This window comes from Spongiimicrobium salis, from assembly GCF_043678055.1.
Lineage (GTDB): Bacteria > Bacteroidota > Bacteroidia > Flavobacteriales > Flavobacteriaceae > Spongiimicrobium > Spongiimicrobium salis.
On the sequence record NZ_JBHEQA010000004.1, the window covers coordinates 281,557 to 295,016 of the forward strand.

Consider the following 13,460-nt stretch of genomic DNA (forward strand, 5'->3'; position numbering starts at 1 on the left):
ATGGAAAGAGAAACACTATACGATTACGCCATTACCCTACTGGAAGAATTAATTGCCACTCCATCATTTTCTAGCGAAGAAGACAAGACGGCTACCGCAATACAAGTATGGTTAGATGCGTTCAACATACCGCATCAAAGAGAACAAAACAATGTATATGCATTCAATAAATACTTTGACGACAGCAAGCCCAATCTCCTGTTAAATTCCCATCACGATACGGTAAAGCCCAACAAAGCCTACACCAAAGACCCTTTTCACCCTCATGTGGAAGATGGGAAATTATACGGTTTGGGTAGTAATGATGCGGGCGGATGTCTAGTTTCCTTATTGGCAACTTTCACTCATTTTTATGAACGGAAAGATCTTAATCATAATATCATCATTGTGGCTTCTGCAGAAGAAGAAAGCTCTGGGTCCAATGGCCTTAACAGTATGCTACCTTTACTTCCAGAAATTGATGTAGCTATTGTGGGAGAGCCTACTTTAATGCAATTGGCCATTGCCGAAAAGGGATTGGTTGTTTTCGATGCTACGGTGAAAGGAACACCTTCCCATGCGGCACATCCCAATGACAACAATTCCATTTACAATACTATTGAAGTACTGCAATGGTTTGAGGCCTGTAGGTTTGAGAAAATTTCAGAAGTATTGGGCGAGGTAAAACTCACTGTAACACAAATTAACGCAGGAACCCAACACAATGTAGTCCCGGCACAAGTGGAATTAGTAGTGGATGTCCGCGTCAATGATTGTTACAGCAACCAAGAGATTGCCACTTTTTTGGAAGAAAACGCACCCTGTGAAGTGCATGCACGTTCATTACGATTGAATTCTTCTTCCATAAAAAAAGATCACCCTTTGGTAGCATCGGGAATTGCATTGGGACGAACTACTTATGGCTCCCCGACTCTATCCGATCAAGCAGCGCTGTCCTGCCAGTCCCTGAAATTAGGTCCTGGGGATAGCACCCGATCTCATTCCGCCAATGAATTTATTTTCGTGGATGAAATCAAAGAAGGGATTGACCTCTACATTCAGATATTGAACGCTTTTTTAGTGGATGAGATAAGGAACAATTAAAAACTATAGGTAATATAAGGCACTAGCCGAAGTATCGCTTTAATAAATTTGAACTTGAATTTGACGCTTGAACTTGATACTTGAATTTGAACTTGAACTTGAACTTGACACTTGAACTTGAACTTGAACTTAAAAAGCAAAACACATGAAACTTTGGGAAAAAGGATTTAGTACCGATAAAAAAATAGACCATTTTACCGTAGGCAATGACCGGGAGTTAGATTTGGTCTTGGCTAAATACGATGTCATCGCTTCCATGGCACATGCCAAAATGCTAGGAAAAATAGGAATTCTAAGCACAGAAGAAACGGAAGCTTTAGTTCAGGAATTGGAGCGTATTGGAGTCAGTATCGAAGCGGGCAATTTCACGATTGAGGATGATTTTGAGGACATGCATTCCAAGATTGAGTTTCTTCTTATTGAGAAGTTAGGGGATACCGGAAAAAAAATACATACGGCGCGCTCAAGGAATGATCAGGTTTTGGTAGCAGTACATCTTTATTTAAAGGAAGAGTTATCGGATATCAAGAAAGAAGTGAAGATTTTGTTTGATCAATTGCTAGGGCTGGCGGCACAGCATAAGGATCTTTTAATCCCTGGCTATACCCATTTGCAGGTGGCTATGCCCTCCTCTTTTGGCCTGTGGTTCTCTGCCTATGCAGAAAGTTTGATCGACGACCTTTTCTTCATTGATGCCGCGTATAAAGTTGCAGACCAGAATCCGCTGGGCAGTGCTGCAGGTTATGGAAGTTCTTTTCCCATTGATCGTAGTTTTACCACAAAGGAGATGGGGTTCAACACAATGAAGTACAATGTAGTTGCGGCCCAAATGGGGCGAGGGAAAGTAGAAAAATCCGCTGCCTTTGGCATCGCTGCTGTAGGTGCTACTCTAGCCAAAATGGCCATGGATATCTGTTTGTATATGAGTCAGAATTTCAATTTTATCTCCTTCCCCGATGAACTCACCACAGGATCCAGTATTATGCCCCACAAAAAGAACCCCGATGTTTTTGAGTTGATCCGAGGGAAATGCAACAGACTACAAGCGGTACCCAATCAACTGACATTGATCACAACCAATCTACCCAGTGGATATCATAGAGATCTACAATTGGTCAAGGAAATCATGGTACCTGCCATACAGGATTTAAAGGCCTGTTTGGAGCTTATGGTCTTCAGTTTACGGAAAATCCAAGTCAATGAAAACATTTTGGAGGATCACAAATACGACTATCTCTTTAGTGTAGACACCTTAAATGAATTGGTATTATCCGGGATGCCTTTCCGGGACGCCTATAAAAAAATGGGCATGGAAATTCAGGAAGGTACTTTTACGCCCAAAAGGGATATCCAACATACCCATGAAGGTAGTATAGGGAATTTGTGTTTGGAAGAGATTCGGGAGAAGATGAATCGTATGTCATAGACGGAAAAAGATTCTTTACATTTCTGCTATTCTTTACCAGAGATTTCTTTTCCAATTCGCATATACTCTTCTAATACATCTGAAGGCATTCCTCTAGCTCCAATGGAGTTGGGAGCATCAAAACCATTCGGCCAAAAATAACTTAGGACCATAATTACTGAAACTTCGGATTGGGCTAGAGCATAGTAACTTTGAGCCACTTCGTTCATTTCATCCAATGCAATACCCCCAAATTCTCCATGAGCCTCTGAAATATAATGGGTATCCATAACGACTACAATACGCTGATGCGATGCTGACCGTTTAGATTTCAGCAATGCCCATTCCTGTTGATAAATGTTATCTTCCAAAGGATTTTGCACAAAGTAGTGATCAAACCCTAACCAATCTACAGATGTTGGTACTTGAAGTGTTGTCAACATAGGCGCGGCCTCAATAAGCATAATGGGAACATCAGGGAACTGCATTTTTACATAATGGCTTACCGCTTCTAATTCTTCAAAAGAAATACCGTTCCACGTAGGTTCTTCACCTATATAAAAAGCCCCGATTAACGCTCTCTGTTCCTTTAGAGTATTCGTAGCAACAAATCTATTCCAACGTTCCTGATAATCAATTCGTAGTCCATAGGCCGTACCCGAAGGACTATCAGTTCCTCTAATCTCAAAAAACAACTCATTCAAATGAAGGATAGCTTTCATCTCTAAATCGGAAAAAGCGTTTATCCTATGGGCAATATAGTCCTCGGGATCTACTACCAAGATATCGGCAATATTGCTAAAAGGGTATACCTCATCTTTATAATTAGCATTATGTTCGGTATCAGTAGGGTCATCCCAAAGAGTATCAACTAGAGTAAAACCAAAAAATTGGATATGGGAATTTAACGATATTTCCTCATTAGCTTCACCATCACCTCTGCATGAAATGCCCAAAAGCATACTCCAAATAAGCAGTAAATTTAGTAGTAAATATCTCATTTTCATAAAGTTAAAACAACAAGAGTTATAAAACGAATCACGAACTACAGGACAGCATGGAGCAGCCTACCTTATGCCTAGCCCATTCCGGGCGTTTGGCAAACCACTTTTCTTGCTCCGGTTGTTCGTCATAAGGCAACTTTAACAACTGGTACAATTCCTCCAACATTTCATAATCGCCCTGATCGGCTGCATCTATGGCCATTTGTGCCATATAATTCCGCAGCACATATTTAGGATTTGTCGCATTCATTGCAGCCCAACGTTCTTCATCGGTCGTAGTTTCCAATGCCAGTCTTTCCGTATAGGCTTTGAACCAATTCTTCCAGGGGGTCAGTATCGTATCTTTTATGCTTTCGGAAACATAGAACGCTTCTTGAAGTAATTCCAAAAACACTTCTTCTTTTGATGTTGCCCTTAATTTGGACAAATTCCGGAAAAAGATGGTCATATCGGTCTCCGTTAATTGCAGATTGGCCTGCAGGCTTCCTATAAGTTGAACATCTGACTCCAACGCTTCTTGCAAGCCTAATTTCTGGCGCATCATATCTCGATATCTCCCTTCATAGGTATCGTGATAGGCGTGTAAAATGGCTTCCAAAGGTTCGGCCTCTTTCACCAAAGGAAAAAGAGCATTGGCCAATTGTAATAAATTCCACAATGCAATCTGGGATTGATTTCCAAAACGATATCTTCGGTATTGTCGGTCCGTTGTATTGGGAGTCCAATTGGGATCATAACCTTCCAACCAACCATAAGGACCATAGTCAATGGTCAAGCCAAGAATGGACATATTATCGGTATTCATCACCCCATGAACAAAACCTACTCTTTGCCAATGTAATATCATATCCATGGTACGATTGGAGACTTCCTGAAAAAAAGCAATATATCCTTCTTTGGTCCCCGTCGCTATTTCAGGGTAAAATTCGGTAATCGTATAATCCACCAATGTTTTTAGGGTATCTGTATCCTGACGGCTCGCAAAAATCTCAAAATTTCCAAATCGTATAAAACTTGGTGCCGCCCTGCATACGATAGCTCCTTTTTCAAAGGCTTCGTTTCCATTATACAGTACATCTCGCAATACCTTATCTCCCGATAAGGATAGGGAAAGAGATCTTGTCGTAGGCACTCCTAAATGATACATGGCCTCGCTACACAAGTGTTCTCGAATAGAAGATCGCAATACGGCCAAACCATCTGCAGAACGCGAATAGGGTGTTTCGCCAGCACCTTTGAGTTGTATGGCCCAACCTTGCCCCTTATGCTCAACTTCTGCTAAATTGATCGCTCTACCATCCCCCAATTGTCCGGCCCAATTCCCAAATTGATGTCCTCCATAACACATCGCATACGGTTGCATCCCAGCTGGAGGGCGCACTCCTGTAACCATATCCAAAAACGCTTTGGAATTCATCTCTTTTTCATCCAAACCCAGAAGCTCTGCCATCTCATGGGAAACCAATAAAACTTTAGGTTCAGAGGGTATTCTTGGCATCACATAGGAAAAACAGGCCTTCAACACTTGTCGCCTTGTATTGGAGGTATCCACATCTGCGGGTAAATTTGTAGTGAACGTATCCTTTATCTTCAATTTCATACTGCTAAGATAATTACAAACCATGACAAGTCCCCTTGCTTTGGGATAAGCTTTGTATTTTACCCGGGAAGTTTCTGGATGGGTGCCTCGATGCTAGAAACTTCCAAAGAGAATATGACAGCCCACAAAAACAATAACCGATATAATAATTCCAATAAGAAAGGCATCGAAAGACTTTCGTAAAAGTTTAAATTTTCGGCTCATGGTCTTCCCTAGATAAAAGGTATCTTTTGCAATAATCTTATACAATTCATCCCCTTGGTATATTAAATCCGTCAATTTCTCAGTATACTCGGATTCTTCCATAGCATGAAAATTGCCATAGAACATGAGGTTATTGGTTTTTTTATCCCCATGAAAGAGCTCTGGACGGGTAGCAAAGATGGCAAAAGCGATAGAGGTAAGATTGGTGCCCAAAATGATGATCGAAGGCAGTAGAAGATGGGGGTCTTGATCCAATTCACTTAATACCGTACCAATAACAATGGATAAAATCAAGGCATTCACCGAGATAAGGATATTCGACTTTCTATCGATCATGGAATTCAGGGTATACTGATTTTTTGATACCAACCTAAATAAGGTCTCTGTACCTTTCTCGGAACGTTGTTCCACCTTGGCCAATTTCTTTTTTAAAGCTTTGAGTTTTTCTTTGTCAATATTCAATTCTTCCCTTAAAAATTGATTCTCCAGTCGCTTTTCTCCTTTATGTGCTTCCATACGATTGCTTTTAGGATTTAAAATGAGAATCCCAGAACAAAGACCACCCTACCTCCATCATCACTTCCAAAATACCCAAGGTTGGCCGTTAAAAACCCTAGGCCGTTTAACCAAAATGATCCTCCAGGGCTGTTGTGCCATTGACTGCTATTGTCATCGGAAGTCCAAACGCGGCCATAGTCAAAACTTCCTGTAATTCCATAACGCAATGGAATGATACTCGTTTTTAGTTTCCCCAGCGCTAGGCGAAGATCAGTATTGTGATAGGCCGAATACTTTCCCGTAAAGCGTTCGTTCCTAAAACCTCTAAGGTTATTGTTCCCCCCCAATGTTGCCGCGTGATAAAATTCAAAATCATCTCCAAGAATCAGATTCCCCCCTATTTTTGTAGCCAATACCAAAAAGCCACTGCTGGTAAGCTTGTGATCTAAGACCAATTGCGGTTGTACATAGGCAAAGCTATTTTCGGCAGCTCCACCATCAATATTTGTTTTATATCCGGCGCGTATTTCGGCATCAAAACCCAAGGTAGGATAACCGGCATTGTCCTTATTTTCATATTCGTAAGCTACTTCCACTCCCCCATAGGTCTGCTGATCAAAAATAGTGTTGTTGGCCGGAACCGTATTGATAAATCGGTCTTGGGTATTTTCTACTCGGAACGATTCTACCAAGGGTTTGAAATGAAAAGAACCTCCATTTCTTCCTCTGTAAATCAAGGAAACCGCCGCATCCCACTTGCGAATCCTCACGCGATTAAAATCCAGATCCACCGCATCCTTATCATATTCGGTATCATTTCCAAAACCAAAAAAGTTACGAGCAAAATTAGGGCTGTTATAGGAGGTTTCCAGCGCAAAATTCCATCGGTGAAAAATATTGGAAAATTCTCCTCTATAAGATAGGTCATAACCCGAGGTTCCCGTGTAATAGGAAGCCTTAAAGGTGTGTTTTTGCGTAAAAGGGTTCGCCTGTATCCCGTGAAAGGTATAATTATCAATGACCCCTATACGCAGACCATCATCGGGATTTGCCGCAATAATGGGTAAAACCTGATTGGCACTGTGCTTTAATTTCTTGTGGTCATAGTTATTGACCTCATAATCGTCCACGAGCCACTTCTTGGATATTTTATTGACAATCGTATTTTTCTTGCTCGCATAATCATACAATTTTACCTTCCTGGTATTTTTAAAATCATAGGTGTCATTTTTCTTGCCCCCCAATACTTTTAACTTAATCAGCTGATCTCCTTCACCAGAAACCGTGAAGGTATCCTTCCCATCCAGACCATACAACCATATTTCTTTGGTCACGTCTTTGGTAAACGTCCTATTAAAAATACCCAAATCTTTTCGGTGGATCGCAATGGAAGTCTTTCCTCCATCATGCCGCACAATCTCAAATTTGTCATCTTTTTGAGTCCCAACAATGACTTCAAACCTATTGAGATAATCAAAGTATTCCTTGGCAATGGCCACAATATTGGCGCGTCTCCCCTTTAATTTTGTTTTAATATCTTCTATAATACTTCCTTTGATTTCCTCAGGGATATTTTCAAAGGCCTTTTCTATATCTGCATCCGTTAAATTTTCCTGTAAGTGTTTTGCCTGTTTTTCCCATTCCTTCCAATCGGCATTTGTAATGAAATTCACATCGATATGATAGGGTGATAGGGCAAACCACTTGGGGCTTCTCAATTCCTCGTCATAGGTTTGCATTTTCCGCAAACCAGGAATGGCACGGGTCAAAAAGGAAATCAAGGCACCATCATATTTGGAAAAGGCCTGATCCCGATCTCTGGGAATGGGTTTGCATATTTCAGTACCGTCTTCATTCTCAAAAAGTGCCCAGCGCCACTGATCTTCATGACGATCCCAGTCGCCAACCAACATATCAAAAAGTCGGGCACGAATGTACGAGGGTTCATCAATTACGGAACGCCCAGTTTTGTGGATTTCTTGGATAACATCTGCTGTGCTCAATATTTTTTTTGGACTTCCAAAACTGACCAAATCGGTCTGTGTACTTCCAACATGTTCTTCAATCATATAGAGCTCATCCCCAAAATCCTTGTTAAACTTGCCCAATGCCGCCTGCTTCGGCACGTAAAACAGTATGGGGTTGGTATGAAAAACACCCACGGCATCCGAGAGTCCGCCCATTACAAAAGGAGTATATGGATTGGACGTCGTATAAAAATCCAATAGAAATTTATCCACTGCGGTGCCATCCAGGGCATTTCCAATATAGGTATCCTGAAAGGCGTTGGCCTGTAAGAATTTCGTTGTGCTTTTTTTCAGGGCCCGCATCACGTATTGCTTCCCACTCTTGTCTTCTATTCTTAAGGATTTGGACTGTTGCCCACCTCCTTTTTTCACAGGTTTCAATCCTCCCCATAGTGTATCTAAAAAAACCACTGGCGCATCTATCTGCTTTCCATAGAACTGCCTATAATGCTTACCCCAAAGACTCGTATAGGTTCCTCCTTTCTGGGTCTCTTCTTTAGTATATATGGACGCTTTCTTTGTTTTCCCGTAGCTTTCTTTATTCCGGAACGTATCGGCTAGGCCATTTTCTTTTTTTTCATCGAATATCATCGTGGAAAACAACATTTCACTTTTGCCTTGCACTCCCGAATGAAAACTGGTGGTCACTTTTCCATTGTCATAGATATCCAAACGGGCATAGCCGTTCTTCGTAGACGAAAATTCTCCTTCTTTCGATTTTTTTACACCTCTTGTACTTCCCGGCGCCCCGCTAATAATCTGTGCTACCCCGCTAGGGTTCATATACTGTAGGTTTTTATCGTGCGCCGATACAAAAATCACCTTTTCCATTTGCCGCGCCGAAGTAGCCAACCTATTCCTTAAACCACGGTATTGTTTGCTTTGGAAATCCTGGCTGGAAAATGCGGCAGTATTCCTAAGAAGCCCCTGTCTACTGTTGGTATAAACAGGGTGATGAACTGCAACGATCTTAATCTTATCCTGTGCTTTTTTCAGTATTGCTTCGAATTCCAAAAAGAAAAGTGTTCTATTTTTAATATCACAATCTTCATTTAAATACGTATAAGCATCCCAATCTTCCAAATACCATTGGGAGTCAATAGTAATCAAAACCACATTATCCGATAGTTCTTTTTTCTTGATTGGGCAGGATCCATCCGGATAAAACTTCGCATCACTGTTCTTTTGAATAAACTTCTCCAATTTCCGTACTCCCTTATGATCTTTTTCCTCCCATTCATTGGGTCCAGGAACAAATATTGATTTCCCTTTGAATTTCTTTACTTCGGATAATTGTGCTTCTAGGGTGGTCATGGTCAAAGGGTTGGCGAAGCCTCCTTTTTTCATGGCGTTACCCAGAATCAATAAAGTAGCTTCATCAACATTTCTGCTATCCTTCATTATTTGGGAAAGTAGCTGTTGGTGCTCTGCCTCCCCTGTATTGCCGGTAATAAAAATAGAGGTCTCTATTTCTTGCGAAAATCCCCTGTAAAAAGCTAACACCGATAAGAATACCAACATTAGTCTTATATTTTTCACTTTTTTCATTTTGATGGTCATGTATTGTGTATGTTGTTGATTGAAGAAATCTTCTCTGGAAAATACAACAATTCCAGAAGACCACAACTTCGAGCGCAAAAGTATCACAATCAAAGGTTTAGAGAAAGTAGAAAACTATAGGAAGTTACTTCGCGCGACAATACCTAAAAATAATTCCATGAAAAGAGGGGCCATAGCGGCACAAGGAGACATGCGTTTCCTTAGCTATTATGTTATCATCCCCAAATTGATCACCTCTTGTTCTGTAAGGTACCTCCAGTGTCCTCGGGGTAGATCTTTTTTACTTAAGCCTGCATAAATCACCCGATCCAATTTGACGATTTCATATTCGAGATGTTCAAAAATACGTCGTACAATATTATTTCTACTGCTAAAAATTTCAATGCCTACCTGATTTTTCGGTGCATTATCCACAAAACTGATGTCTTGGACCCGCACCACTTTATCGTCTATAGCGATTCCTTCTTGAATTGATTTTAGATCGACGCTTCTCAAATCCCGATTCAATTCCACATGATAAATTTTACGTAGTCCGTTTTTTGGGGTTCCCAGACGCTTGGTCATTTCACCATCATTGGTAAACAATAACAATCCAGTGGTATTTTTATCTAACCGATCAATGGGCAGTAAGGTAGCTTTAGAGGCATTGGATATTAATCCCATTACGGTTCTTTTCCCTCTTTCATTGCGTGTAGTTGTCGTAAAATCTTTGGGTTTGTTCAACAATACATATTCCTTTTTTTCTGGATTGAGCAAGCGACCGTCGAACTTCACCGTATCGGATAAATGCACTTTATAGCCCATTTCGGTGATAGTTTTCCCGTTTACGGTCACATTTCCAGCTGCAATAAAGATATCTGCCTCCCGACGTGAACATACGCCAGAATTTGCCACATATCTATTTAATCGAATCCTGTTGGGGTCGGAAGGTTGTTTTGGGGCCGTATTTTTCATACCCGTCTTTTTGGGAGGGTATTTTTTCTTTCCGAAATTAGCTCCCTGCTTTCCTGAAGTTTTTTTATTGAAGTCCGATTTCCCCATAATGAAATTTTCCGCAAAGGTAGCAAAGGAAATTGGATGATACTCTACAACTAGCACTTAATCATCTCTTAGTGTCAAGCAAGCCTATTAAAAAAAGGAAAACAACTGGACAATAACCCAATTTCTAGGTTCTAATTATCGTAAGTAACCGTAGCCTGTCGTTCCCTGTTAACCGTCAATTGGGTAACATCGGGTCTTGAATAATGTCCTACGGCATCAAAATTCTGGGATTCTTCATAGATTCTGTTGAAGTCCAAGATTTGGTATATTAATCCCTCTTTATGCAATACGGGTTCTATGATCCATTCTCCATCCGGACCGGCAATACAAGAACCTCCATTAGCCATAACCTCAGGAGCAACCGCAATCAATTGATCAAAATGTGGCGTTGTTTCGGGAAAATCTTCTTTTTTCATCAAAGATGAAACGGATATGACATAACTTCTGGATTCCCTAGCGATAAAACGAGTAATATCTTTGGTATTAAAGTCATTACCAGGCCAAACGGCGATATGCAAGTTCTCTCCTAAGCCGTATAGTGCAGTCCGTGGTAAAGGCATCCAATTTTCCCAGCAATTCAATCCTCCAACGGTAAACTGTTTCAATGGATGTACCTGCAAACCATTTCCATCACCGGGAGCCCATGTCAAACGCTCATCATAGGTAGGTTGTAGTTTTCGGTGTACAGATTTAGTTGCTCCAGTTGCATCGATATAGACCAGCGAACAATACAAACTATGTCCCCCTCGGTTTTTAGCACGTTCAATAATTCCCAAGTAAATAGCCATCTTATGTTCTTTCGCCAGAGCACATACGCTATCCAATTCGCCAGCCTCTATTTGTATGGCATTACGGGTGTAGTGAGCATGTATTTCCTTATTTACCTTTAAATCCCAAGCCGCCCCATTGGTCAACGCCAACCAAAATGGATATCCCGGGAGGAGAGCTTCACCAAAAACAATAAGTTCTGCCTGCGCTTCAGCAGCCTCACGAATGGAGTTTTCAATTTTTTGGAGGGTAGCCTCCTTGTTCAACCAAACTGGCGAAATTTGCGCCATAGCTACTTTTAACAGATGTTCCATTAACGTATACGATTTAAGACGAGGTCTATGTCGATCAATAAAATACTAAAGACCCCTACAACAATAATTAATTTCAAAATATTATGGAGCCAAACATAATCTTTTTTGGACTTGGATTTCCATAATAATATCATAAATAACAGCAATAAAAAAACACATCCTATAAAGTAAATATACATGTGCCCTATATTAAATCTATTGATCAACAATAGGGAAGGAATCAAAGTCAACACAATTAAGAATCCAATCCCAATTTTTGATACTTTAGGTCCATAAAGAATAGGGATGGTCTTGTAATTTTGCGCCATATCACCTGCCATATTTTCCAAATCCTTTATCATTTCCCGCGACAATATCAATAAAAAGAGAAAAATGGCATGTACAAAAATCACCGTTTCAAAATTTTTATAATAGACGAACACGGCGAAGAAAGGGGCAATGGCCAAGGTTGCGGATACGATATTTCCTAGTAAAGGCAGTCGCTTAAGTTTATGGGAATAAAACCATATTCCAAAAATGTAGGCTGAAAAAAACAACACCGCCCTAAAGGACACATAGCTTGCAAAAAAAACGGCAGAAAAGTTCAGTATAAAATAGGTGGTCAACTTTGTACGTTGACTGACCAGCCTGTCCAGCATGGTCTTCCGGGGCTTATTGATCAGATCCTTCTCTGCATCGTAAAAACTATTGATAATATATCCTCCTGCAATCACCAAGGCCGATGCAATCACCAGCATTAATAAGTTGAGATCAAAAACTACAGCTCTAAGCGATAAATTAGGCGACAGAATATAGATGGAGGCCAGATATTGGGCCAATACAATAATTAGAATATTATACCCCCTGACCACGGAAAACAAACTCAAAAACTTTAGGAGTACGAGTTTTTTTCTTCTGTCAAGCATTTGAGAAGTTGATTATACTATTAAGTAAAAATTATTTAGAAATTATAGACTACTTCTAAATTGTACCCTTTGAGCGCTTTTTTGGCCTTATCCACATCTTGCGTAAACCCAAGAATATAGCCTCCACCCCCAGATCCGCAAAGCTTTAAATAGTACTCATTGGTATCTATACCATGTTTCCAAAGTTTATGGAATTCTTTAGGAATCATGGGCTTAAAGTTATCCAAAACTACGTGGGAGAGCTGTTTTAGGTTGCCAAAAAGTGATTTTACATTTCCATTGATAAAGTCTTCCACACAAGCATCTGTATGCTTTATGAATTGATTTTTAAGCATGGAACGAAATCCTTCCTGTTTCATCTGCTCCATAAAAATACTTACCATGGGCGCTGTTTCCCCAATCGTGCCACTGTCCAACAAGAATACGGCACCTCTTCCTTCTTGATTTTGGGAAGGGATACTGGTTGATTCAATGTTATCTTTGGAATTTATAAGAATGGGTAAGCTCAAATAGCTGTTCAAGGGATCTAAACCAGAAGATTTGCCATGAAAGAAGGATTCCATTTTTCCGAAAACCGACTTCAGTTTAAGGAGTTTTTCCCGCGTTAAATTCTCTAGAACCGTTATTTTATCTTTTGCATATTTATCATAAATGGCCGCGACCAAAGCTCCGCTACTCCCTACGCCATAGCCTTGCGGGATGGAACTGTCAAAATACATTCCTTTTGCTACATCCTCCTTAAGTGCCATAATATCAAAAACAGCCCAATCCTCTTCCTCCTTGCCCATGTTTTCCAAGTAATCTGCAAATTCCCGTAAACTGGCATTGGATGCAATGGCATTATCCGAAGGATTCTTATCCGTTTTTAGTGCTCCTTTAAAGAAGTTATAGGGAATGGAAAGCCCTTTGGAATCTTTGATGATTCCGTACTCTCCAAAAAGTAAAATCTTCGCATAAAACAATGGCCCCTTCATTCTAAAAATCTATTTTGTTTAACAATTCTTCAATAAAGATAAACAATTCTATTTACCTAATCAAAAATAATACGTCC

10 protein-coding genes are annotated in these 13,460 nt (G+C 40.3%); 2 read left to right on the forward strand and 8 right to left on the reverse strand.

Going from position 1 to position 13,460, the window contains the following annotated elements:
- Window positions 1–1,083, forward strand: coding sequence for a M20 family metallo-hydrolase (locus tag ACEXOE_RS18505; protein ID WP_394750335.1), 1,083 nt, complete (start codon window positions 1–3; stop codon window positions 1,081–1,083).
- Between the two features lie 145 nt (window positions 1,084–1,228).
- On the forward strand, window positions 1,229–2,509 hold the full coding sequence (gene argH / locus ACEXOE_RS18510; RefSeq protein ID WP_394750336.1) for an argininosuccinate lyase: 1,281 nt from the start codon (window positions 1,229–1,231) through the stop codon (window positions 2,507–2,509).
- Between the two features lie 26 nt (window positions 2,510–2,535).
- On the opposite strand, the gene ACEXOE_RS18515 is transcribed toward argH, so the two are convergent.
- The 8 genes from ACEXOE_RS18515 to ACEXOE_RS18550 form a co-directional block, all read right to left on the reverse strand.
- Window positions 2,536–3,489, reverse strand: a complete 954-nt coding sequence (locus ACEXOE_RS18515; protein ID WP_394750337.1) for a hypothetical protein — start codon at window positions 3,487–3,489, stop codon at window positions 2,536–2,538.
- A 37-nt stretch (window positions 3,490–3,526) separates the two neighbouring features.
- Window positions 3,527–5,092: a protein adenylyltransferase SelO gene (locus tag ACEXOE_RS18520; RefSeq protein WP_394750338.1), complete on the reverse strand. Its 1,566-nt coding sequence runs from the start codon at window positions 5,090–5,092 to the stop codon at window positions 3,527–3,529.
- 93 nt (window positions 5,093–5,185) lie between these two features.
- Entirely contained in the window at window positions 5,186–5,812 is a 627-nt protein-coding gene (locus tag ACEXOE_RS18525) for a Pycsar system effector family protein (protein WP_394750339.1), read from the reverse strand.
- A gap of 17 nt (window positions 5,813–5,829) precedes the next feature.
- On the reverse strand, window positions 5,830–9,360 hold the full coding sequence (locus ACEXOE_RS18530; RefSeq protein ID WP_394750340.1) for a metallophosphatase: 3,531 nt from the start codon (window positions 9,358–9,360) through the stop codon (window positions 5,830–5,832).
- Between the two features lie 228 nt (window positions 9,361–9,588).
- Window positions 9,589–10,422, reverse strand: coding sequence for a pseudouridine synthase (locus ACEXOE_RS18535; RefSeq protein ID WP_394750409.1), 834 nt, complete (start codon window positions 10,420–10,422; stop codon window positions 9,589–9,591).
- Window positions 10,423–10,553: 131 nt separating this feature from the next.
- Window positions 10,554–11,504, reverse strand: a complete 951-nt coding sequence (locus tag ACEXOE_RS18540; protein WP_394750341.1) for a carbon-nitrogen hydrolase family protein — start codon at window positions 11,502–11,504, stop codon at window positions 10,554–10,556.
- Window positions 11,504–12,409, reverse strand: a complete 906-nt coding sequence (locus ACEXOE_RS18545) for a geranylgeranylglycerol-phosphate geranylgeranyltransferase (RefSeq protein ID WP_394750342.1) — start codon at window positions 12,407–12,409, stop codon at window positions 11,504–11,506. The genes ACEXOE_RS18540 and ACEXOE_RS18545 overlap by 1 nt, the downstream gene beginning before the upstream one ends.
- A gap of 35 nt (window positions 12,410–12,444) precedes the next feature.
- Window positions 12,445–13,383 (reverse strand): mevalonate kinase family protein, encoded by a 939-nt coding sequence (locus ACEXOE_RS18550; protein WP_394750343.1) that lies wholly within the window; start codon window positions 13,381–13,383, stop codon window positions 12,445–12,447.
- Between the last annotated feature and the right edge of the window lie 77 nt (window positions 13,384–13,460).

What these genes read in the sequence shown, in the direction of transcription:
- ACEXOE_RS18505 (WP_394750335.1), top strand. Translation starts at nt 1, where the DNA reads ATGGAAAGAGAAACACTATACGATTACGCCATTACCCTACTGGAAGAA.
- argH (WP_394750336.1), top strand. Translation starts at nt 1,229, where the DNA reads ATGAAACTTTGGGAAAAAGGATTTAGTACCGATAAAAAAATAGACCAT.
- ACEXOE_RS18515 (WP_394750337.1), bottom strand. Translation starts at nt 3,489, where the DNA reads ATGAGATATTTACTACTAAATTTACTGCTTATTTGGAGTATGCTTTTG.
- ACEXOE_RS18520 (WP_394750338.1), bottom strand. Translation starts at nt 5,092, where the DNA reads ATGAAATTGAAGATAAAGGATACGTTCACTACAAATTTACCCGCAGAT.
- ACEXOE_RS18525 (WP_394750339.1), bottom strand. Translation starts at nt 5,812, where the DNA reads ATGGAAGCACATAAAGGAGAAAAGCGACTGGAGAATCAATTTTTAAGG.
- ACEXOE_RS18535 (WP_394750409.1), bottom strand. Translation starts at nt 10,422, where the DNA reads ATGGGGAAATCGGACTTCAATAAAAAAACTTCAGGAAAGCAGGGAGCT.
- ACEXOE_RS18540 (WP_394750341.1), bottom strand. Translation starts at nt 11,504, where the DNA reads ATGGAACATCTGTTAAAAGTAGCTATGGCGCAAATTTCGCCAGTTTGG.
- ACEXOE_RS18545 (WP_394750342.1), bottom strand. Translation starts at nt 12,409, where the DNA reads ATGCTTGACAGAAGAAAAAAACTCGTACTCCTAAAGTTTTTGAGTTTG.
- ACEXOE_RS18550 (WP_394750343.1), bottom strand. Translation starts at nt 13,383, where the DNA reads ATGAAGGGGCCATTGTTTTATGCGAAGATTTTACTTTTTGGAGAGTAC.